Below are 21,850 nucleotides of genomic sequence, written 5' to 3'. Positions count from 1 at the left end.
AATTCTATTTCAAATAATATTAAACCTAATGCTGACCTACCGGCGTGACGGGGAAACAAAATGAAAAGGTACAAGTTTATTATTAAATTGTCTGATGGTAATGAAATTCAGGCTGCATCTGTCGGCAATAGCCGTGATGAAGCCGTAGAGCGTCTGTTAGCTTTGCCACAGACAACGGAGTTTATCGGTTCAGCGCAAGTCATTGATGCCGTTCTTGTTGGCGAGGAAGCAGTACGACCTGTTCCGGCTGACCGTTTCGTATTACAGAGAGCAACTAATCCCGGTTGGTGGGTAGTCGGAGATCCGGAGGGTATGTTTGTCATAAAGTTTAAAGAACATGACTTCAATGGTACACGGAAAATCACCTATCTCAAAGATACGTCTTCCGCCGCGTCGGCTGAAGCCCGTGTCCTTCGGGAGATACCGGAGTGGTTGCAGCTATATCATTCCGAAGTGCTTTAAATGGGTGTACAGGCTTTTTCTCCTTAAAAAATTGTTTAATCAACCGTAAATTAGTATATTTGCTGTCTAAAGATAAGGCAATTATGAACAAACAAGAATTTTTAGATATATTGGAAGAGCACAAGGAATTGGGCTTCCAAGAACAGATAGACTATGAAAAATTCTATCTCTACTCAATAGTGACCCATTCAACGGCTATCGAAGGCTCGACGATGACCGAGGTAGAGAACCAGCTGCTCTTTGACGAGGGTCTTTCTGCCAAGGGTAAAAGCATCATTGAGCAGAACATGAACCTCGACCTGAAAGCTGCCTACGAAAGAAGCATGGAAATGGCAAGGGCACACACACCTTTCTCCATCGATATGCTGAAGGAACTGTCTTCAATCGTAATGAGAAGAACCGGGGGGATATTCAATGCACCTGGCGGTGTATTTGACTCGTCAAAGGGAGATTTACGTCGGGTAAACGTTACGGCAGGAACTATGGGAAAGTCTTATATGAGTTACCTGAAAGTCCCACAGAAGTTAGAAGATTTCTGCAAGGAAATGAACGAAAGACGGGAACAACTATTAAAGACCCCCGATGTATATGAGCAATACCGTTTGAGCTTTGACGCACATCTGAAACTCGTCACGATCCATCCATGGGTAGACGGCAACGGCAGGATGTCAAGGTTGATCATGAATCATCTTCAGAATGAGTTTGGCCTGGTACCCAATAAGGTATTGAAGGAGGACAAGGCCGAATATATCAACGCCTTGGTGAAGTCAAGAGAGGAAGAATCAAATACCCCGTTCCAAAACTTCATGTTCCGGGAACACGCCAACAACCTCCAACAGGAAATCGAGAACTATAAGTTATCCATGGAAGATGAAGAAGAGGAGGAAGAAGAACAGAAACCTCGCCGACATTTCCGGAGATAAGAAATTAAATAAAGGGTCATCTGAACTTTACGGTTCAAGTGACCCTTTCTCACGTAATAAAAACAAAGGAAGAGTTTATTTGGAAGACTTCCTGTTGCTCTTCCTATGGGCTGTTTGAGTGCCTTCTTCCTTTTTGAACTCTGTTTGGACAATCTTTATCATATTCTTTACCTCTTGGTCTATCCGCTCAAAGTTGGCATACAGAATACGCTCCTTGGAGTCTTCAGAGTCGAAGTGGTAGAACTTCGGAATAGGATAATTGCTGTAGTCGGTCTCCTCTGCCTTAATCTGTTCCATGTCAAAAGATGTTTTGCAAAAGAACTTGGTGGTTCTGAACTCTTCAGCAGTCTGAATATCCATCGAGTCCCGTCTGCCAGTCTTCGTGACGACGAAATCCCGGGCAGTCTGGCCACACAGCCATCCGGAAGCCATATCACTGATTTTGGAAGCAGGAACAAGGCTGTCCATATTCTCATTGAGATTGATGGATGTTCTGTCCCTGTCGATGGTAATGCCTTTTTTGAGTTGCACGACCTTTCCGAAGATGTCGCCCGACAGCCAATCAAGCGTTTCTTTTGAACGGGCAGAGCCGGAAACGACATTACCTACGGTGGTAATGATCTTATCCTTTCCCACCTTTCCATAGTCTGCTTCCAACTGCGGCAGTTCCTGAAAGCCTAATGTCACAGCAACCTTGTTGCTTCGTGCTGTACCTATCAAACGGTCTATCTTATGAAAGTAGAGTGTCGGCAGCTCATCGACAATGATGCTTACCGGGACATTCTTTCCCATACCGCTGTTAACACGGGTGACAAGACGGTTCAGAATCAGGGCGTTCAACGCTCCGATGATGCTCTCCATCTCCGGGTCATTGGCAATAAGCAGATAGCTTGGATGTCGGGGATCCGACACCTTCAAGTCAAAATCGTCCCCACTAAAAACCCAATAGGATTCCTTGGTGGCCAGGCGTGAAGTCTGCACACGCAACGTGCCTATCATACCTTCTAACTGCTCCATGGCTCCATTGTCAAAAGCAGTCATGAAAGGCCCCAAAAGCGGGTAGACTTCCGGATCGGTCTTCAAGACTTCAAAGATCTCATCATAGGAATGATTCAGGAACGAGAGTACGTGAGGCATGTCCGAATATTGACCTTTCCAGTAGGCCGGTTGCACCTGGTATTCCTTGTTGCCAATCTGTTTCGCATCATTGAAGACTCTTCCTGTCAACCGCTTATGGTGAGTCTCCTTATCCTCACCATATTCGGGGAAGAGTTCATTGCCGTTCTCGTCAAAAGGCTTCTTGTTATAGTTGACGAAAAAGAAGATACAGGCTGCAAGGAAGTTGGTGGCAGATGTCTGGAAGAACTGGTCTGAACCGCCACCGGAAGTCTTCTGTCCCTTTTGAAGGGACTCAATAAGCGTCTCCGCTGTTTCCTGTGCTGCAGCCAAATTTGCAATGTACTTCTGCTGGATAGGATTGACGCGTGCGCTGTACTCAATATTGACAAAGTTAATGATATTGAAGTTACAGTCTTTTGGCAGGTTACCTTGCACCTGATTTTTCCTATAATGATAATAGAGCTTGGTTGCAAGCGTCGGGAACTTGTAGTCATAGACAACCATTGCAAAACCCTTGGCCGAATGCTGACGGATATAAGGCTCTATGACAGAGAATGTCTTTCCGGAACCGGGCGTGCCCACAACCCATGTGCCTCGGAAGGGATTGACAATATTGATCCAACCCCTCCTGAACTTGCCCTTGTAGTAGTAGCGCATAGGGATATTGACGGAATACTTGTTCTCGACAAGCTCTGTTGTCTGCTCGAAACTTTCGTTTTCAAAGTTGAACCGGTCTTTGAGCATGCCATCCTTGAAATATTTCGATACATTGTCAAGAGCAGTATGGACAAGTATTGTCCCTATGACAGACACGGCCATATAAACCCACACATTGGCTTTCAGGATCCATAACCTGACATGCCAGTCACTGTTATAGACAAGCACAGAAGCCACTACTAAGCCAAAGCCGATGGCGAGTGGGTAGAATACCATCTTGCGCGCATCGAACTCTATCTGTTTCTTGTTCTTTGTGCCTATACAGGTGATGATTACCAGCATGAGCGTAACCATCTTCGAGTAGGGCAGGAACTGATACATGGACAGTACCCCGAGCCGGTGATGAAAGCTGTTTACAATGCCGCCTAATCCGCTCAATGCGGTCGGATCCAAGGCATACATGAAGAACTCCAAAAGGAGTGATACGTATATGGTCGTCCTGAAAATACTGTACGTTCCCTGTATTTCTTTACTTTCTTCCATTGCTTTTAGTATTTAACGCCTTTGGCATGTTTCATCCAAGTCTTCAGGCAATCTTTTGTTATAGATCCCATCTTGCGAGGTTGGTATTCCTTTCCGGTTCCTTTCAGGTCATACCATGAATCCATGATTGTTGTGTAATGTATCAAACGGCTTAGAGTACGGAGCTTCCTGTTGAGCGTACGCAAGTTCAGGCGGATGTTGTCCATAACTTTGAGCCGTTCATATTGGGTCATCTTGGCATTCTTGTCCTGGTCTTTCTTCAGCGGCAGAATCTGCTCGATGTCTGCTGCGAGTTTCAGACCGTTCTCGATAATGTCAGTATAGATGTTGTTCTTTGACTGTGAGAGAGCAACCGCCAGGACATTAGCCGGTTGCCGAACGACAATACCCTTGACAACTTTCACGTTTTTCATTGCTTCATCCACTTCCATGTAAATGCCGTATATGTCGGCTGCCACGGTCAGTATGTCATCAAAGCTGTTAAGGTAATCGTTGAACTGACGTTGGAAGTTCGTTGTCGCTGCCACTTCCTCTTTCAAATATTTGTGTCCTGTAAGGTTTCCTGCCAACAAAACATCTTGCGCCTTTAAGGCTTTCTTTGCCTGTTTGGCATAAGTGGCAAACATCCCGGCCCTGACACCATCCGGCCCATTCTGTGCAAACAGGCTTATGGAAAGGGAAAATCCTAAAATGACGCTGATGGCTGTCCGCCTGATGCTGTTCATTGTCCCCATGGTTTATGTGTCTGTCTGTATCTATAAAACTTGGCAACATTGCTGATTGCCCTGCACATCCGCTTGGACGATTCCTTGGCCAGCACCTTGTTGCTCTTGTTAATCTTACCCGTGATGGCCCTGTTCCACACATCATCTAAGGAGTGCATTGTGACACTCACTGACAACAGCCGGAGTTTTCTGTTCAACCGTTCTAAATTGTTTGTCAGATTCCACAGCATCTGCGTCCTCTCCGCACCGTTGAGCATATTGCCTTCCCCTCCCTTGGCAATTACATTCTTCAATGCCCTGTAAGTACGGATAAACTCTGTCACCGTCTCCAAATAGAGATTGTTCATCGACAGGGAAGCAGCAATTCCTTGGGGATTGATTCTACATGCCGTATGGACTTCCCATAGTGCCGTGAGCGTCTGCATCCCGTCGGCATAAAGGGAGGTGGCAGCTTTTATGGCGGAAGCATATCCGGAAGCTGTCTTCAAATAGGAATTGTATTTTTGTTCCCACTGTTTCATCTTGGTATTGGCCACCGTCATGGCTCCCTGCTCCACAGCAAGGGCCGCCATGGCTTTTGACTGCTTCTTTATCTGATTGTCAATAAGTGTTTCTCCAGAAGCAATAGCCGCATATTCAAGCGGATTGGATTGAGATGCGCCTTGTGCTGACACAGTCATGACTCCAGTAACGAGAACAGTCAATAAGAAAATGCACCTAAGGCCTGTTTGTAATCTCATAAATACCTTTCCTTTTCTTGTTAAACTCCACACGTTTGCGTATCTCGCTGACAATATCCACCCTTGCCTTGATGCCTATCATATCCAGCTGGGGATTGTTCCTGTCTCCGGAATAGATGGTTATGGTCTTCAGACCGAAGAGCTGCTGTGGCAACGACTGGTGCTGCCGGTAGTCGACGACACGGTAAAGCTCGATATAGTCCGTTGAGTGGGAGAGCACACCGTGAAGGGTGATTAGCTGCTCCCCTGTCAGGACATATTCGATCCTTGCCATATAGACCACTTGAAAAAACAGGTAGAAAGTAAGAAACAATGCCGGCCATATCAAAAGCTCATGGAAACGAAACTCCATAAAGCTGCTTATCCAATAACTTGCCAGGCACAGCAAGATTACCGGCAGTTCATTGATGCAGAACTGCCCCCAATGGGGACGGATGGTCACCGTTTGGAAGGGCATAAATTCATGATTGAACATGTTGCGGACGTTATTGATGATTAAATGCCCATTCCCCTGCCTTCCGATGGCCCTCTTCTTAGATGTTCACTCTCTGACTCGTAAAGGGCAGCAGAGACCGCTTCGGGAGAGGCTACACCGGGCTTGGAGAAGACATTTCGGGTTGCATAGAGTTCAGGGCGGGGACGTGGCTCTGACATGACAGAACCGACAACATCCATTCCCACGGAGACGGCAGCAAGGATAGCAGCCCCCAAGTTGAAGCCGTGGCCCGCTTTTGTCTTCATCTCCACTTCGGGGAATATCTTATCGAAGAGCTTCATGCGCTGGGTGTCGTTGATGGCGCGGAATTTGTCGAAATCTTTTTGGGTGATCTCATGGGAAAAGACATTACCGTCTATGACGGCGGTCATCTTGTACTTTCCTTCTATGACCTTGCCTTCTGCGTCACGCAAGCGTTCCACGGCAATATCTCCGACTTCGGTTGCCCTGCCATGGCCACCGCTTCTGACCCATTCTTTGTTGGGCTTCAAGTTCTCCAATGATTGTCCGTTTACGCCGGCTTCTCCTTTAAGGGCAATCTTTACGTTTTCCCGTAATTCAGTCAAAGTGGGTTGAGCTTTTCCATCTGCCACCAATTTCGCTTCGCCTTGGGTGACGACTTTTATATCTGTCCCTGACAGGGCTGTGGCCTTGATATGTTCCGTATCCTTAAAGATCGTCTTGTTCAACGCATCTGCCATACGCTCGTTGTATGGTCTTCCGGCACCGCTTTGCAATGCGTCCTTCATATCTATATTCTCCGAATAAGAAGACACGCGTCTCTCTGCGGTGGAGAGGGGCAGCCGTATTTCTTTGACAACAGACAAGGGCTGCTTGTTTTCATCGGTTATGGGAATGATGGTGGAAAGCAGCTTTGCCTTGCCGTCATCATCTGCATTCTTGAAAGCAAGATACTGCTCTTCGGTAATTTTATATGACCACATACCAATATCCTTGCTCTCCCGCATATTCAGCATGTAATTGCCGGAAATCTGATCCTTGTAGGCCATCGCTCCGGTAATTGCAGCGGAAACATTGTCATTAACAAGGTTGTAATGACCGTTCAATACGGCAACACCGTCTGCATCCTCAATCCTGCCTGAACGCACGGGATCTTCCAAGACACCGTTGGACGCGTCCTTTATCTTGACTTCATCAAACACCTTGTCGAACAGTTTCAGGCGGTACTCGTCATTATAGTTGATGAACTTGATATAGTCCTCCTTGGAGATGTCATGTGACATCAACTGATTGTTGATTACGGCAGTCATGCGAAACGTAGTCGCACTCTTGCCGTCATTGACTGGCGACACCTGAATCTCACCGACAGAGACGGCACGTCCGTCCTTTACCGGAAGATAGAAGCCTTCGTTTGGATTAAGGCCACGTCCGTCGACGACACCGATAGAGTTCCAGCGATCTAAGAAACCGCTCCGATAGTCCTCGCGCATGTCTTTCATGTCTATGATGTCAAGTTTGGATGCCATATATTGATTGGCTGCTTCCTGATGAAGTCCCAGCTCTTTCTCCACTTCAGGTTTTAGCTTAATGTCTACATAGTCCTTGCTGTTAAGCATCTCTACGGTTATCTTATCGGTAAAGTCTTTCCCTATGACGGCATTCAGGATGGCAAGCCGTTCATTGACAGATACACCATCCTTGTTTTGTATACCCTTTTTGTCGCTGTACTTGAATTTCTCGTTCATGAGTTTCTTCGTCTCATCAGGGTTCAACTTGTATTCAAGGTTGGTAGGAACGGACGCAGACTTGATGGTCAGCAGATTTTTCTTTTCATCTATGACAATACCGTGCGAAGACAATACCTGCTGAAATTTCTCTGCCGACAGATAAACCGGTGAACTGATGGAATTAAGGGGAACGGACTGTCCTTTCGGACGTTCCACCTTGGAAAGTTGTTGTTCGCTGATACTCATGGACTGAAGAACGTCCTGTTTCTGCTTCATACCCTTATCATAGAACCCATAGGCACCTGTCTTCATCTCTCCGGGACGCAAACGCCCGTCAGGACGGTCTATAACGACAGGTGCGCTATTTGCATAGAATGGTCTTCCGTCTATGCGCCTGATGCGCCCACCATGGGTAAGTCCCATCAAACCGTCTATGATGCTGTCAAAGCGCCCGTATCTCGGCCCTTCAAAAGGGTAAAAGAAACGCGGTTCTCTGTATCCATATTCTCCCGGGGCAAGCCTGTGCCCGTCAAGTCCCATGTTGACAGGACTGTTGGCATTGCGGGCTGCGACAAATGAGCCAGGGATATAATAATCTTCCTTAACGATGCCGACAAAGGTGTTGTAGGCCTTCTTGTCCCATGCGGATGTACCTCCGTTCATCAGGTTCTCAACCTGTTGTTGGTCGAGAGAATAACGTCTGGGTTCGGATGAATTATGGGACAAGGTGACAAGTTCATAATCACCGGTCTGTGTCATGGTGATATGAGCCTGCATGCCGTTGGCATTGAGGGTGTCCTGCAGGCGCGGTGAGATGTCCGTTACACCATAGTTGGTATTCTTTCTTAAAATGGCCATATCATTCTGTTTTAAATTCTTCTTACTTTTGCTTATACAGGATCACGCAGGTGTGGCGGTTGGCCGTATAAGGTTTATAGAGATTGATACCGCCTCTGGTTGCTCCGGTCATCTTAGATTTCGGTACACCGGCATTTATCAGCAGCTTGGCAACATAACGGCAGCGTTTGATGGAAAGTTTCCTGTTATGCTTGGGTGTTCCTGTCTTGCTGTCTGCGGAACCTACGATACGTACTTCCAAGTTATACTCCTTGACGGCAGCTGCAATCTCCTGAATGTTGACCAATTGCTGTTTGTCGACAAGCTCCGTGGTATTACGCTTGAAGAAGAATAGGATTGGAGCGTCAAACTGCGCAATGTTCTCATCGCCATTCCCGGAAATACTCTCCGTATTCTTGTTGGCAAGTCTTTCCTGAAGCGATTTAAGGCCACTGTAATTATTGCGCGGATAGGTGGTCAGATCGGTTATTGTCGGATTCTGCAATACATCTTCATTCGCCGACACCAACTTGTGTTTTTTGACTTTCCAGCCTAAATGTCCAATCCCGATGGACAAACCGATACTTCCCGAAAGGAGGTTGTCTCCCAAACGGCCTTTCTCTCCATATCCGTCAAAATCCCGACGGGTTGTCGTTCCACCAAAAGAGGCAGAGATGCTGATACGCTCACTTAGGCTGCAAGTTCCCAAGATGCCGTAGGAAAAGGCAAAGGAATTTTTCTTCAACTGATTATGCCGGATAATTCCAGCTCCCATATAGGGGCTTATGTTCCATTTTGCCGGCTTCTCAAAAGAGGGTCGGAAGAAGGAAGACACGTTAAGAAGTAGGTCTGTATGATAGCTGCCGAAGGACTGGGGGGCACGTTGGGAATCGACAAACTTAAAGCCTTGATAGGCCAGTCGTGTCCCAAAATACGGCGAGTGCCATTTCCCTATGGAAAGTTCCAACCCCACCTTGGTTCTACCGTTAAAGTCCGTGTGTGAGACGGGATCTCCCAAGAAAGAGATAAAACCGCCCTGCGCGGAGACAAACCAGTTATCGCCCAATCCTGACAGCTTATACTTCGCCTGACCGTCTATCGGACTTGGCAGGCCTGTCGGATGACTTGCAGAGCTTGCCGAAATCTCGTGCAGGGAGTTCACATAGAATCGTTCATCATTACCGTACACGACCTGTGCGTGGATACCATGCCCTATGAATGTAAGGGCTGACAATAAAAAGAAGATTTTTTTCATTATGCTTTTTCTTTGTTTATACACATTTATATAGTATTATAGCCGTTCGGCGGCTACATCGTAGAGATAGAGCTTGTGCTTCATGATGATGCGCTCGCATTTCTGTACATAGTCCCTTGCCGTGGCATATCCGGCAGACTTGATGGAAACGAGCCAATTGTGAAAATCCGTGGAACTGTATTTCCAACACTGCTTATAGCGATCGCTCATCAACAGTCTTGAATGATATTCCATGCCGGCTTCCGGAGAGGCAAAATTGCAGAATTTCTCATTAGGGCGATCATCATCATGGACACTGTATGGAAGTCCGCTGTCCAGCCAGTTCCTGTTGGCCTTGATGCCGAAATAATTGTATCCTGCCTGGGCCAGACTGCTGTTTCCCCAACGGCTTTCAAGTGCCATTTGAGCAAGGATGACGGAAGCAGGGATACCGTATTTCTGCTGTTGTCTCATGGCGGCATGGGCATATTTCTTGAAAAATGCGTCAGGAGAAAGAAGAGTCTCCTCGCTGACATGGAGAGCAGTAATACATTGCAACTTTACGTCTCTTATGTAAGTAAGAAGGTTATAGGGGTCTTCGAGCCGTCCCCTTAACCGGCTGGTGACATGAAGGTGTGGCCCCGTCGAGCGACCGGAAGAACCGCTGACGCCAACGGGGTCTCCCGCATAGATTCTCTCTCCTTTCTTTACCCAAATTTGAGAAAGATGACAATAGCTGATGGTGTAATCACCATGACGCATGATGATGTAATTGCCGGATCCGGAGTCATAGCCTATATTTGCGATGTAACCGTCAAACATGGCAAGGACTTTCTCATAATGAGCTTTCAAATCCAAGCCACAGTGTTCTTTTTCCTTGCCGGTGAATGGATCTTTACGAATACCGAACGCAGAATTGATCTCGACACGTTGTAAGGGGAAACTGACACTAAGGTATTTGTCTATCCAGTAATCCTGATGATTGACATCGGGGGTATTCTTTTGTGCATGACAAAAGAGACTGAACAGACTCAAAATAGCCATGAAGATATGTCTAAAATGTATAACCATCTACTCGTATTTTATGATTACAAAAATAAAATAAACCGTTTTAATAGGGGGCTCGAAAAAAAAGGAAGTCTTATATTAACATTTCAAAAACGAAAAACACCGTAAAACCGCCCAAAAACGTTTTGAAAATGTTAATATAAAAGGTTTATTTTTTTGGAGAACGGACTTTTCAAGTAAGAAACTATCTTTGCAAAAACAATAAACAGGAAAATTATGAGAACAACTTTTGATGAGAATGAGATACCATACGAGAAATTTGCAAGTATCGGGCTGTCTCAAGAAATGGTGGATGACCTGCCTGAAATGGTGATGAAAAAATTGTTGGAGGGACATTGGACTCCTATTTTACCCGTCAGCGTGGATTTGGGTGACGGCATACAGAGAACAATTCAGGCCCGTCTTAAACTTGAAAGAAGAAGTGGCACTGTTGACATCCTGATTGCCCCGAGAAGTGAAATGGCTGATTTGGAGGACTTCACGCCAGAGGAACAGAACACGCTGCGAAGCGGGAAAATCATCATAACCAAAATGCCGGGTAAGGAACAGTGTTTCGTACAGCTTGACGACAAGACAAACAGGGTTTTCTATATTCCCGTTTCTTTAATGGAGGATAATTTGGCTTCACTTCAAAACGAGATGGAACTTTCCAATGAGCAAGTGGCACAGATGTGTACAGGCAATGTTATTTCAATAGACAAGCAGGAAGGCCAGTTCACATTCGGACTGGATTTCCTCGCTGACGGTGGCATCAAGGTGGTAAGTGGTGACAGGGAGGAATATGACAGTATTGCTTCCCGTGAGTTGCCTACATATAATTTCGGCATCTACGGATGTTGGGTCAAAGAATCGGACAACTCTTTCAAGAACTATGTTCCTGAAGAGGACTATACAGAAGAAATGCAAAAGGAGTTCTACCACTTAGGAGATGAGAACTCGCAGAAAGCGGAGCAGAGAAGCAGAGGTATGCACAGATAATCTTAAAGTTTTACAATATGGCAAAAGTAGTAAAAGATTTGATTGGTAAACTCGACCGAGAGGAAATAACAAATCTGCAGTGTATCACAATGCACGGCCAGGAAATGGTAGACGATTATAAGGAGTGGTGCCAGGTACTGGGCTTCGATGAAGGTGATGAAGACGGAGCGGAACAGTTCATCAATGAGCTTCGCTATGGTGATGAGCCTGATGATAACGACTGGCCACAAGAAGTGTGGGATAAAATCAACGAGGTTTCCAACGAGGCGTTGGAAAATGCTGATATGACCGATGGTAGTAACCAAAACAAGGAAAGCAATCTCTCTTCAGTGGAACTGTTCCAAGAGTGGAGAAAGGATAAAGGTAAACTTGATTCTTTAAAAACATCCGAGAACGCAGTAAAAATAACATTATGGCGGTATCAAAATCCTCTCGAATCTAAAAAGGCTTGTGCTCGGGCTCTTAAGATTACTAAAAATAATGTCAAGAAATGGTGGAATATCCGTTATTTCATTGATGGTGCCATTGCTGATGGTGGTCATGTACATCCCATAAGACTTGAACATGATGTCATCAAACGGACAATCCTTCAAGCTGTTGAAATAGCGGAGAAAGAATGAATAAAACAAGACGATAAACTTTAATTAAATAATGTCAGAAGGCGGTTTGCAGGGATGCAGGCCGCCTTTTTCATTTAATCATCCCAATTTTAATTATGGCGAATTTGCCATAATTAAACATGAACCGGGACTGATTATTGATAGTCCTATGTCAATGCCGATTGAAGGACTTGGCCTGAAGCTGCGTCTGATTGTTCCAAGATTCTCTTGGTATATTCAGGATTGTTCTCTAACCTCTCTCTCCATATCCGGGAATATTCGGGATTGGTGGCATTAAAACGGCAACTCTGGCTGATAATACCACTACCCAGATGAGAGACGAGATTCTCAAAGAGATAGGTGTCCAGACGGAGCGTATCGAAATCAACTTCACGGGTGCTTTCCACCATGGCCACGGCCAAGTCACGGTAATAGTCGTCCTCGGTTTCAAAATTGATCTTCGGGGCTATATGGATGACCTTCTCGGCATAATCATAGACAGAAAGGCCGGGGACTCCATCAAACTTCAACGCTGTTTTACAAAAGCCGTCAGCGTCGAGGAACTGATACCCAGAAGTCTTCTTGCGCTCTGTTGCTATCATATTCAGTTTGAGAGACTCATAGGAACGCCTTTGGGTAACGGGAAAGGTGGTCTGTGCAATGTTGTACACCCTTGACGTTCCGTTCTTATGGAGGATAAAGAGGCTCTTGGCATCTTGAAGAATACCGAGTTCGTTCGCTCTTAGCTCCTCTTCAGTAATGAAGAAAGGAAGCTCAAACCCCTGCTGTTCTGTCCATAACGCAAGCATGATGGCATTCGGCCCGGTATAAACAGTGCCTTTGATATCTCTTGGTGTCAACATCTGTTTTGAAACCCAAGGGTTGTTGTCATTATCAAGCTGCTTTTTAAGTTTTGCACTTAACAGCTTTCCATAAACACGATAGGCTTCCCTACGGAGCATTTCTGCTGTGTGCCATCTGCCTTTGGAAGATGGTTCAATCCGGATATAGCCTTCTGGCATCTGACTTTTCTTAGGTTCAATTGACGGGGCTTCGTCAACTTGCTTGGGCATTTTGATGCCGTCATCACTTTTAGCAATAGGTTCTTGAACGCTTTGAACTTCATTTTGATTGTGGACTAAGGGCTCTTTATCCCTTACTTCGGTGGATTGCGGAGCTTCTATAACTTTGACTGCTGATGCAGGGACGACCGTTGCCGTCTCCGCGCTTTGCTTCACCCTGAAAATTGAGGTGATATGCTGCCATAACTCATCCAAAGTATGGTAATTGTCGCCAGTATTATAAGCTGACAGCCCTTGATGGATGTTATTTAGCCTGTCCTGCAATATATCCTGGACTTTTTCGTCCGTTGTTCTCTGAAGGTCGGACTTCAATCCTGTCAGTAGTTCATCCGAACGGCGTATGACTGCTTTTAACAGGGTTATCCTGTCTTCTGAAGAAAGCGTCACGGTTTCCAAAGTATCATTGTTGAAGGCGACTATTGTGTCCGAAGCCTTTGCCGTTACACGGTCTATCTCTATGCCGTTTATCCGGCAAAGAGGATACTTTCCGGAAGAGAGCACTTTGTCTCCACAAAAGTCTTTGCCGAATATCCTGACAAAGGTCAGCAGTTCCTGACTGGCATCCTGCTCACTTATCGTTTTATCTATATAGTCCAACACGTCGACAAACCGGTAGGAATCATTGGAGGTAACCAAAAGTGAACTTTTACTAATGGATACTTGGGGATCGAAGTCTATCTTTATCCCATCCCCTGATAGGGCCCATGCCATGGGGACATAGTCTTTTCCTTCCTCTTGATGTATAGAGATGGAACTGTGGGCAGGGAACATCCCCTGACAGATATTGCTCCGTCTCATCAGACAGACTAACTCTGTAAACTTTTCCTCCGCCATGTCTCTTGCGGTGGCTTCATCGTTCCATTTGCGCTGCCCCTCTCCGCCAAGGGCTGTCATCTCCTTGTTTTCAAGAAGCGGCTTGAACTGTTTGTATGAAACTGTTTCTTCTGATTCATGATGGTGGCTGATCTTGTTGTAATGAAATATGGACAAAGCCAAGTCCTCACCGGACTTGTCAACAACGGCTTTAATCCATATAAAGTGCTTACCGCCTTTTCGTGAAGCGGTCTCATTCTGTCTCTCATCCACAAAGAGGTTGCCCACTAAACTTCTACAAGCTCTTGCCTCTATCATTCTTACAAAAGCGGCATCCATTTTATAGCCATCCAGCTGTAATTGGTAAAGACGGTCAGCCTGTTGGTCTATGCTGTCAGGCGTTGCCTCCGAGTCTATCCATGTGCTCATCAAACCGTCCTGCCATTGAACGGCCGGGAAAAACTGTGGGTTGTTCCTGTCCTGCTCGTTGGACTTGGTTCGTGCCCATAAGCTCATTTGCAAAGCCCAACTCTGAAGACGGCTACACTGCTCTTGATTCTTTGCAAGGAAACACAGCTCTTCCTGGGAGAAGAAATGGTTGGGCGGGAATGGCTTTAATTTATCATGGTCATGTCCTTGTTTTTCGCCTTTGCCGTTATCGTGTTTTTTACCAAATATCTTACTCCAGCCGCCTAACAGACGGTTGCCGAAGATTCCTGCTGGATTATCATTTTCACTCATATACTTGTTAGGGTTTTGTACGGAATAAAATCACCGGCCTATAAAGACTTGAATAATCAACGCTCTATAATGCCGGTGTTCATGTAAACTTCAATATTATGGCAACTATTCTTTCTGTGTGGCAGTCAACTCCCAGGGCTCGATACTGCTGGTACGGCACTCGATGTTGACATTGCCTTGATAGATATGGAACTGCAACTCTCCTTTTATTTCAACATAGGCCTCGGGCTTGAAGAATTCCTGCTGAATCGAGGTCGGAGAAAGGAAGCGAACCCAAACCCAGCCTTTCTTTTCTCCATCCTTGTCTTGCGACACGCCGGAAAAGGTCTGGAACTTGTGTCCGTTTTTGTTGGTACGTTCCGTAATCTCCCCCTTTATCTTACCTTTGAAATCGATAGACCCTGTGAGCGAATCTGCTTCGGTGGACTTGACAATTTCTATTCCTTCATCGGTACGGAGGTTGTAATACGTACGGTCATCTATCCGTCTGATATAGAGTGTACCGTTCATTCTCACCCTACGCCCGGTGGAATACCGCTCGGCAGTTTCCTTATTGCCCGGAGCGGAAACGAAGACTTGGAGCTCCGCGCCGGAACCATCGCTGCCGGCAATGGGGATGGTGATACTGAAAGAAATGAAGGGCTTGCCGTCCTTACTTTGTTTCTCTACTGCAGAATTGCTGATGATTCCGCATGCCGTGACATTGCATTTAATCATAACTTCTTTGTTAAATTGATACTTTTGATATGATGTCCTTTTATTTGAATATAGCATTATATTACAAGACACTACATTTTTCTGTCTTCCACCTTGGAATGGAGATTATTAAACCTAAAACGACATAAGGCATAATATCCTCGAAAAAGGGAATGGTGGGCTTGCCCTCATGATATTTATCTTGTTTGGTAATATGCTTCTGCATATAGTCCACCAGTTTCTTCACGCACTTCGGGATTTCTCCGTCAGAGGAAAGTGCCTGTACGGACTCAATAATGTAATCACACTCTTCTGTATCCTCAAATACAAGGCGATATACCTTGCCTCGTTTCGTATCATCTTCTTCTATGGACATAATATATTACTTATTTGTTAAGTTCGCTTTAAGGTGGTTGCTTGCTGCACTTCAGGCAACTCGGTGTCAAAATTCAAAGAGGCAGCCTGAGCAAGCCGTTTGGCATTGATACTTTCCCTGTCCCTTCTAAGGGTGGCAGCTTCTTTTGTCTCTTTGTTTTCTTTTACCTCTTTGGAGCTTTGGGACTCGCCCATGTCTTCGTCTCCCTGTTTTAAATCTTGGGCAAGCGTCAGAATGCTCATGAAAAGGGTTGAGATAAGATTGGAGACAGGATTTCCGCCGGACAGCCCTGCACTATCGCCATTCTTGTTCATCAGATATTCCAACCATCTGTTAGGATCGTCTGATTTAGTGATATTGGCAAGCAACATTTGTGTTTGGGTATCCATAGGCTGCCCTTCGATACCGGTGGCCGGAGCATTGTTGTATGCCATTTGAGAGGAATAGCGTGCCGCTAAGTTCTGTCCGCCTTTGTTCAACACTGCCGGGAGATTTCCACGGAACGAGAGCTCGGCAATGTATTCTGCCGGATCATAACTCTGGAGTGTTCCCTGGGCATTATAGAACTTGGTCTCAAAATGGAGGTGTGGCCCGGTCGAGCGTCCTGTATTACCGGAATAGCCCAGTTGCATCCCTGCATTGACGGCATCACCGACCTTAACCCCAATCTCACTAAGGTGCATATAGGTACACTGAAGACGGCTGCCGTCAGAACGGCTGTATTCCACGGTAATCATGTTACCGGCAGCACCATTGTTGGGCTTGGCGGCGATGACCCTGCCGTTATCTTCTGTTCCATAAACGGGAAGATACTTGCCGCCAGTACTAAGGTCTATGCCGCTATGATGATGTCCGGGGCGGTTCTCTCCATACACTCCCGTTACCTTCAAACCCTCCAGGTTGATGGGCATGCACCAACGCCCTTGGAGAGGCGTGAGGAGAATACCGGCAGGGACGGCTTGCGGGGTGTCGGACTGACGGCCTCTCATGTAACCTATCTGCAAACCTTGCTGCTGTGCATTCTGTACGGCGAGACGGTCGAATTTGTCTAATTCGTATTTACGGATAAGACTTTCTACGCTGTCTACATAATTGCTTGCCGTGGCGTAACCACCGGCCTTGATCCCTTTTATCCAACCCAGGTGATCTGTACTGTCCGTGGGACAACGATGCAGATAGCGGGGTTGGAGTAAGGTGGCAGAGTGATCGCTAAGACTTTGCCCCACGTTGTCGTAGGAACGAAAGGCTTCATGCGCTTGGTCATCGTCATAGTAACTCACCCGGCCTGTCCACGATGAACCCTTTTTGATACCGAAGAAATTGTTATCGTTCCGGGCGAGGGCAGAAGTGCCCCATGAACTCTCGATAGCCATCTGGGCGAGAATGACAGAAGCGGGAATGCCGTACTTAATCTGCTGCTCCATGGCATAAGGAGCATATCTATTGATGAAATCAGAGGTGGATATGGCCATGTTTCTGGTAATGTGTCATGTCTGATGATTACTGCATTATTCCTTATCTGCGAAAGGTACTTTCTCTCCGGGTGGTCTCCACCTCCTTTTCGGTAGCCGTTTCAGAAATCGAATCTGAAGTTCCTTCTGCAGTTTTCTCTTCTGCACCCTGTTCCTTTTTAACGGTTTCTGTCGAAGTTGACCGTGCTGCCATACTTGTGGATTGCTCCTTCTGCACGTCTTCTTTGAGTAAAGGAGCAAAGACAACAGCGGCAACAGCTTTCTTGTAGGCTGACATGTCATCTGCCAACCACATCTTGTCCCACTGCGACTTGGTGATTTCTTTCTTCATGAACTTACCGTCAATGGTGGCCATGACATACTTCTTGCTTGGGTCTTCCCTGTCTTTCGTAATGGTCGGACGCTCTATCTTGCTCATGTCTACATTAGAAACTTTGGGCATGATAAGATCTACCTTGATTTCAGGATGCTGCTTGGCAACGGAGTAGTATTTCTGTGCAAGGGCATTGTGTATCTCCTTCTGCTTGTCCGTTCCCCTGACATCGAAGTACAGCTTTTTGTGGGTGTCATTCGGATAGACGGAGAACGAAGGCTCGTTCTCTGCCTTGAAGAAAAAGGCATACTGTCCCTTCTCGTCACGGATAGGCGTGAAAATCTCAATCTTGGGCAAGGCTGCTGCCGCAATCTGCGGTTTCACATCTATATCTCTATGCTGACTGAACTCATATTGTCTCAACCGGTCTACGGAAACGGTCTTATCCTTATAGTAGTCGTCAGGCTCTTTGAGTCCTAAAGCACCACCGGCATTATAGAACTTGACATCGGTGATGCCCTCGTGTCCTAATGCTATCTTGATACGATCTTTGCGAATGCCCGAGATCTCTACATTGTCTTCAAGAGAAGCCCCTTCAGGAAGAATGACATCGGCTGAACCTTTTGCCGTATCTCTGACAATGACGATTTCTTTTGAATCTATATCCGGGAGCTTAGCCAAATCGGTGGAAATCTGATATTGTCTCTCACTGACGGCCAAGTCTTTCAGGGGCAAGTCCTTACGAATATCTTCGTACTTGACAATCTGCTTCTGCATGTGCTTATCGATGGACTCAACGGCATTGTTGACATCTTTCTCCAACAGTCCAAGCAATTTGGGATTTTCCTTGATCTCGCGTTGCCAATAGTCGATATGTTGCATACTTTCTTTTGAAAGGCTTGCAGGAAGCCCCTGACGTGCCATCAGGATTCCGGCAGATAGGTCTTGAACAAATCTCTCGTATTTCGCATCGTCGTTGGGGAGGAGATTATTGCGCCCCAGGCGGTCTAAACGCTGCTCGCTGCCTGTGGCTGCTACAATGGCACGGTAAATGTCATTGGCTTTCGCAATGGCGGCCTGCCGGCTGTTGCCGCTATCCTTATCCGTCATGCCGCTGACAATGATCTTGTCGGCTTGTTTGTCGTATTCTGCATCTTGCAGCACCATGACGCGTTCATAACCTATTCCTGCGGAATTGGCTACGGTCTGGGCGGTTGAATAAGCCTTGTTCAACACGTCCTTTTCGTTGGCTACTCTTCTTATGAGTTCTGCACTGTCGAGGTTATCGGCAACGACAACCCACTGCTTGGCTTGAACGAGCTTTGGCAGGAAGTCGTCGATTCTGTCAAGAGGAAAACCCGTGGACTTGATTTTTTGGCCATCGACCTCTGTTTGCCCTACCGGTAAGCCTAATATCTTGCCTGCTCTGGTGGCATCATTACCGTAAATATGATACTGGTTATCGTCACGCGCAACGACAATGGCCGTTGGATGGTTTGATTTCAGCTTTTCGGAGAACTTTATCATACTTGTCACGCCCCGTTCGGAGAGTTCCTCATACTTGGCACCGGTCTCTTTCAGCAAATCACCGTACATCTGTTTGCCGGTCATAGAAGTCTGGTCAATATTGAAAATCTGCTGGGTCTGACGGCTATGGTGCTTGACATAGAGCGACTTCTCATCCTCGGGAAGTTTCTGATATTCACCCTTGGTGATAACCTCTTTAGTAGCAATATTCTGGTAATCCCAACGCGTCCAATTGAAAGGGAGTGCCTTCTCATTACTTCTGACAGAATCGCCCGCATCCTTCAGCTCGTCGAAATAGGCATAAACATTGGAACGGTAGCCCTTCTGATCGGACTGAAGGTTCATCATCAGATTGTTATACGGAGTAATTGGTGTCTTTGCCCAAAGAAACTCTGCGTTGCTCTTGCCAGCCTTGTTCATCCACACGCCTTTGTTGCCCTTTGCCAGTTCCAAGGCTCCAAGCAGCAAGGCGGCATGCAGGAATATCTTGGACACTTGACCACCATCCTTGTCGTTTTTTCTATTCTCTTCCTCACGCCGTCTCTGTTCCTCGACTTCACGGCGACGCTCATCCTCTGCCTTACGGGCTTCATCGGCTTTCTTGACAGCCTCTTGCTTGGCTTGTGCTGCCTTCTGCCTCTTTTCATTCACGGCGGTTTGTTGTTCTTCAACGATAGAGGCAGCCTTCTTTTCGGCTACACCCTTGGATACATGGTTCGTTTCCATAATATGTTCAGCTACACCGGCTAAATCGGTTTGTGGGTTACTGTCTTCGGACAGAGAGATGTTCTCTGTCGCGTCTTCTTTACTTTCCTCCATGCCAATTCCTTTGGCTAAAGCTTCAGAGAGATCATTATAATCGTCGGCAGAGTTGCCGGGGTTGCGGTCTGGGGCAATATGTCTTTCCTGTGACTCTCGTAATTCTTCAGCCTTTTGTTCTTTCATATCTCCAATATTTTGATTTTCCGGCTCGGATGCAACAGCTTGTCTTTGGACTTCCAAAGGCGGTTGTTCATGCCCGGAATACACGGCAGGCGGAATGATGGTAGTCTTCGCTTTCTCGGAGAACAGAAACTCATCGCCATATGCGGCGGCTACGTTGGCATTATAAGCCGTAATGACCTGCTCCGCCTGCCTTATACGCTTTGCTATCTGTCTTGTTCTTTCATCATCAACAGAAAACGGATATTGTGCATTGATACTACTCCACTGCTCCGTAAGGTCATATAGGGTCTTACCCCTTGTCTTTGTTTCCGAAAGTTCTTCATCAAGCCCCTCCAAATTGCCGGCTTTGAGGGGAGTCTGGTTCAAGGCGATCCGCTGTTCGTCAACTTTTTCTATAATCATATCCGAGGCTTTGCCTACGTCAGTCATGATGGTTGTAATGGTCTCGGGCTTGTCCCTAAGTCTGCTTAACCATCCACTTAGATAATTGGCGTTGTTCTCCAATATTTTTCTGTCAAAGCCCATGGTGCTGCCGACAAGGGCAGAAGTCATTTCTGCGATCAGTTCCTCATGGGCGTAGTTGTCTGTCCCTTGGGCACCGAATTTCCTGTCAAGCCGGCTCTCGTGTCCTGTCGAGTGGGCCATCTCGTGCAAAGCTGTGGAATAATACTCCATGCCGTCGTGATAGACTTCTTCAGGAGTTTTCCCAAGTTTGAACTGTTCTTTCATCGGAAGAACAATAGTATCCGTCGATGGGCGGTAAAAGGCCTGGTCGGCAGGTTTGTCATATTGTATATTGGCATGCCACGCCTTTTGCTCGAACATACGGTCAAGGGCTTCGTTGACATACATCCCCTCGGTGTCTTTGACCTCTTGTTCGGGTGTTTGGAAACGTGCTACAATGGCATCATACCTCTTTTTATTGACCTCTTCAAGGTTGGTCTGGTCGATGTTGAAGACATGAAACATTTTAGGGAAAGGACGAACGTCCATCGTGGCACGCTCTTCCTGGGACATGGCGTTATAGTCTTCCTCTGACACCCTCTTGCCGTTTTCATCTTTGATGGATAAGCCCCACTTGAAGATGGGAACGGATTTCTCACCTGACTTGACATGGAGATTCTGCTCCTTGGCTTGCTTAAAGGTCATATAGACGGATGTCTTGTATCCTTTCTCTGCCGTATTGAACATAAGAAAAAAAGAATTGCCACCGGAATACGTCCGACCGCTGATATTCTGCGGTAGTCCCTGAATGGAACCGTTGACACCCATCCAACCTTTCTTCCAGTTGTTGGCATTGGCTTTCTTGATGATCTTAACCATCATGTCTGCGAACTTCTTCAGAATTTCATCTGACTTATTCTTTCTTCCAGCGGAAGAGTTGCGATGCTTGTATTCAGTCTCGGCCATAATTTTTATGATTATTGATTGTTACAAAATAAGCGACTTAATGTCAAAAAAGCATCCTCAAAAAAAAGAAACTCTTATATTAACGTTTTCAGAACCTTTTTTCGGCATCGTGGCGGTTTTTGTGTTAAAAATGGCTCTTGTTTTTTTTGTGTAAACCAAGAAATCTGCCCTACCTGACTCTCTTTTGTTGGTCCTTCTATAACTAATCATATAGCAGCAAGGCGAGAATAAAAGGCTGTTCTTTGAGTCAGCCATGCGGCAATACGTATATATGTATAGCCGTATATATGTATTGGCAGTTATAAAGCAATATGGCTATACGTATTGAAGACACATCTTCTGATTTACCTGCGGTGCTTATTTTACATTTAATTTTATCTATCTTTCCATTTCCGTTTCTGATTTC

The 21,850-nt window shown here is 46.1% G+C and carries 17 protein-coding genes; 5 read left to right on the top strand and 12 right to left on the bottom strand.

What is annotated here, in order from left to right; translation table 11 throughout:
- Window positions 1-60 precede the first annotated feature (60 nt).
- Both HMPREF2983_RS02355 and HMPREF2983_RS02350 read left to right on the top strand, forming a co-directional pair.
- Window positions 61-462, top strand: coding sequence for a hypothetical protein (locus HMPREF2983_RS02355; RefSeq protein WP_070666383.1), 402 nt, complete (start codon window positions 61-63; stop codon window positions 460-462).
- Window positions 463-545: 83 nt separating this feature from the next.
- The gene (locus tag HMPREF2983_RS02350) at window positions 546-1,385 is read left to right on the top strand and encodes a Fic family protein (RefSeq protein ID WP_070666380.1); all 840 of its coding nucleotides are present in this window, start codon (window positions 546-548) and stop codon (window positions 1,383-1,385) included.
- A gap of 75 nt (window positions 1,386-1,460) precedes the next feature.
- On the opposite strand, the gene HMPREF2983_RS02345 is transcribed toward HMPREF2983_RS02350, so the two are convergent.
- The 4 genes from HMPREF2983_RS02345 to HMPREF2983_RS02330 are packed head-to-tail and all read right to left on the bottom strand — an operon-like array spanning window position 1,461 to window position 5,569.
- Window positions 1,461-3,704: a type IV secretory system conjugative DNA transfer family protein gene (locus HMPREF2983_RS02345; RefSeq protein ID WP_210400353.1), complete on the bottom strand. Its 2,244-nt coding sequence runs from the start codon at window positions 3,702-3,704 to the stop codon at window positions 1,461-1,463.
- A gap of 5 nt (window positions 3,705-3,709) precedes the next feature.
- Window positions 3,710-4,429, bottom strand: coding sequence for a hypothetical protein (locus HMPREF2983_RS02340; protein WP_070666376.1), 720 nt, complete (start codon window positions 4,427-4,429; stop codon window positions 3,710-3,712).
- Complete coding sequence (locus tag HMPREF2983_RS02335; RefSeq protein WP_036927567.1) at window positions 4,426-5,109, bottom strand: hypothetical protein; 684 nt, start codon at window positions 5,107-5,109, stop codon at window positions 4,426-4,428. Before HMPREF2983_RS02335 ends, HMPREF2983_RS02340 begins: the two co-directional genes overlap by 4 nt.
- A 37-nt stretch (window positions 5,110-5,146) precedes the next feature.
- Window positions 5,147-5,569, bottom strand: a complete 423-nt coding sequence (locus HMPREF2983_RS02330) for a PH domain-containing protein (RefSeq protein WP_371441332.1) — start codon at window positions 5,567-5,569, stop codon at window positions 5,147-5,149.
- Between HMPREF2983_RS02330 and HMPREF2983_RS14235 the strand changes: the two genes are divergently transcribed.
- On the top strand, window positions 5,504-5,668 hold the full coding sequence (locus HMPREF2983_RS14235) for a hypothetical protein (protein ID WP_232209192.1): 165 nt from the start codon (window positions 5,504-5,506) through the stop codon (window positions 5,666-5,668). The genes HMPREF2983_RS02330 and HMPREF2983_RS14235 overlap by 66 nt on opposite strands.
- Here HMPREF2983_RS14235 and HMPREF2983_RS02325 read toward each other — a convergent pair.
- Genes HMPREF2983_RS02325 through HMPREF2983_RS02315 form a run of 3 tightly spaced genes read right to left on the bottom strand, consistent with a single transcriptional unit; the run spans window position 5,665 to window position 10,495 of the window.
- Entirely contained in the window at window positions 5,665-8,211 is a 2,547-nt protein-coding gene (locus tag HMPREF2983_RS02325) for a hypothetical protein (protein WP_070666373.1), read from the bottom strand. The two genes, HMPREF2983_RS14235 and HMPREF2983_RS02325, sit on opposite strands and share 4 nt — an antisense overlap.
- Before the next feature lie 22 nt (window positions 8,212-8,233).
- The gene (locus tag HMPREF2983_RS02320) at window positions 8,234-9,445 is read right to left on the bottom strand and encodes an OmpA family protein (RefSeq protein WP_007411849.1); all 1,212 of its coding nucleotides are present in this window, start codon (window positions 9,443-9,445) and stop codon (window positions 8,234-8,236) included.
- A 36-nt stretch (window positions 9,446-9,481) separates the two neighbouring features.
- Window positions 9,482-10,495 carry a glucosaminidase domain-containing protein gene (locus HMPREF2983_RS02315; protein ID WP_070666370.1) on the bottom strand — a complete coding sequence of 338 codons (1,014 nt, stop codon included), beginning with the start codon at window positions 10,493-10,495 and terminating at the stop codon, window positions 9,482-9,484.
- Between the two features lie 213 nt (window positions 10,496-10,708).
- Here HMPREF2983_RS02315 and HMPREF2983_RS02310 point away from each other — a divergent pair, with 213 nt between their 5' ends.
- Together HMPREF2983_RS02310 and HMPREF2983_RS02305 are read left to right on the top strand one after the other, a co-directional pair.
- Window positions 10,709-11,470: a DUF4099 domain-containing protein gene (locus HMPREF2983_RS02310; protein WP_004345335.1), complete on the top strand. Its 762-nt coding sequence runs from the start codon at window positions 10,709-10,711 to the stop codon at window positions 11,468-11,470.
- A 17-nt stretch (window positions 11,471-11,487) separates the two neighbouring features.
- Window positions 11,488-12,090, top strand: coding sequence for a hypothetical protein (locus HMPREF2983_RS02305; protein WP_004377497.1), 603 nt, complete (start codon window positions 11,488-11,490; stop codon window positions 12,088-12,090).
- 146 nt (window positions 12,091-12,236) lie between these two features.
- On the opposite strand, the gene HMPREF2983_RS02300 is transcribed toward HMPREF2983_RS02305, so the two are convergent.
- From HMPREF2983_RS02300 to HMPREF2983_RS02280, 5 genes are all read right to left on the bottom strand, one after another.
- Window positions 12,237-14,705, bottom strand: coding sequence for an ArdC-like ssDNA-binding domain-containing protein (locus HMPREF2983_RS02300; RefSeq protein WP_070666367.1), 2,469 nt, complete (start codon window positions 14,703-14,705; stop codon window positions 12,237-12,239).
- A gap of 105 nt (window positions 14,706-14,810) precedes the next feature.
- The gene (locus HMPREF2983_RS02295) at window positions 14,811-15,422 is read right to left on the bottom strand and encodes a hypothetical protein (RefSeq protein ID WP_070666364.1); all 612 of its coding nucleotides are present in this window, start codon (window positions 15,420-15,422) and stop codon (window positions 14,811-14,813) included.
- A gap of 61 nt (window positions 15,423-15,483) precedes the next feature.
- Window positions 15,484-15,777 carry a hypothetical protein gene (locus tag HMPREF2983_RS02290; protein WP_070666361.1) on the bottom strand — a complete coding sequence of 98 codons (294 nt, stop codon included), beginning with the start codon at window positions 15,775-15,777 and terminating at the stop codon, window positions 15,484-15,486.
- 17 nt (window positions 15,778-15,794) lie between these two features.
- The gene (locus tag HMPREF2983_RS02285; protein ID WP_070666358.1) at window positions 15,795-17,249 is read right to left on the bottom strand and encodes a glucosaminidase domain-containing protein; all 1,455 of its coding nucleotides are present in this window, start codon (window positions 17,247-17,249) and stop codon (window positions 15,795-15,797) included.
- 43 nt (window positions 17,250-17,292) lie between these two features.
- On the bottom strand, window positions 17,293-21,444 hold the full coding sequence (locus HMPREF2983_RS02280; protein ID WP_070666355.1) for a zincin-like metallopeptidase domain-containing protein: 4,152 nt from the start codon (window positions 21,442-21,444) through the stop codon (window positions 17,293-17,295).
- Window positions 21,445-21,850: the final 406 nt, after the last annotated feature.

This window comes from Prevotella sp. HMSC077E09 (assembly GCF_001814685.1).
Lineage (GTDB): Bacteria > Bacteroidota > Bacteroidia > Bacteroidales > Bacteroidaceae > Prevotella > Prevotella oris.
Note: the sequence above shows the minus strand (reverse complement) of the source record. Positions and strands in the feature narration are given on the sequence as shown.

What these genes read in the sequence shown, in the direction of transcription:
- HMPREF2983_RS14235 (WP_232209192.1), top strand. Translation starts at nt 5,504, where the DNA reads ATGGAAACGAAACTCCATAAAGCTGCTTATCCAATAACTTGCCAGGCA.
- HMPREF2983_RS02310 (WP_004345335.1), top strand. Translation starts at nt 10,709, where the DNA reads ATGAGAACAACTTTTGATGAGAATGAGATACCATACGAGAAATTTGCA.
- HMPREF2983_RS02355 (WP_070666383.1), top strand. Translation starts at nt 61, where the DNA reads ATGAAAAGGTACAAGTTTATTATTAAATTGTCTGATGGTAATGAAATT.
- HMPREF2983_RS02350 (WP_070666380.1), top strand. Translation starts at nt 546, where the DNA reads ATGAACAAACAAGAATTTTTAGATATATTGGAAGAGCACAAGGAATTG.
- HMPREF2983_RS02340 (WP_070666376.1), bottom strand. Translation starts at nt 4,429, where the DNA reads ATGAACAGCATCAGGCGGACAGCCATCAGCGTCATTTTAGGATTTTCC.
- HMPREF2983_RS02300 (WP_070666367.1), bottom strand. Translation starts at nt 14,705, where the DNA reads ATGAGTGAAAATGATAATCCAGCAGGAATCTTCGGCAACCGTCTGTTA.
- HMPREF2983_RS02280 (WP_070666355.1), bottom strand. Translation starts at nt 21,444, where the DNA reads ATGGCCGAGACTGAATACAAGCATCGCAACTCTTCCGCTGGAAGAAAG.
- HMPREF2983_RS02320 (WP_007411849.1), bottom strand. Translation starts at nt 9,445, where the DNA reads ATGAAAAAAATCTTCTTTTTATTGTCAGCCCTTACATTCATAGGGCAT.
- HMPREF2983_RS02295 (WP_070666364.1), bottom strand. Translation starts at nt 15,422, where the DNA reads ATGATTAAATGCAATGTCACGGCATGCGGAATCATCAGCAATTCTGCA.
- HMPREF2983_RS02315 (WP_070666370.1), bottom strand. Translation starts at nt 10,495, where the DNA reads ATGGTTATACATTTTAGACATATCTTCATGGCTATTTTGAGTCTGTTC.
- HMPREF2983_RS02335 (WP_036927567.1), bottom strand. Translation starts at nt 5,109, where the DNA reads ATGACTGTGTCAGCACAAGGCGCATCTCAATCCAATCCGCTTGAATAT.
- HMPREF2983_RS02325 (WP_070666373.1), bottom strand. Translation starts at nt 8,211, where the DNA reads ATGGCCATTTTAAGAAAGAATACCAACTATGGTGTAACGGACATCTCA.
- HMPREF2983_RS02345 (WP_210400353.1), bottom strand. Translation starts at nt 3,704, where the DNA reads ATGGAAGAAAGTAAAGAAATACAGGGAACGTACAGTATTTTCAGGACG.
- HMPREF2983_RS02290 (WP_070666361.1), bottom strand. Translation starts at nt 15,777, where the DNA reads ATGTCCATAGAAGAAGATGATACGAAACGAGGCAAGGTATATCGCCTT.
- HMPREF2983_RS02285 (WP_070666358.1), bottom strand. Translation starts at nt 17,249, where the DNA reads ATGGCCATATCCACCTCTGATTTCATCAATAGATATGCTCCTTATGCC.
- HMPREF2983_RS02305 (WP_004377497.1), top strand. Translation starts at nt 11,488, where the DNA reads ATGGCAAAAGTAGTAAAAGATTTGATTGGTAAACTCGACCGAGAGGAA.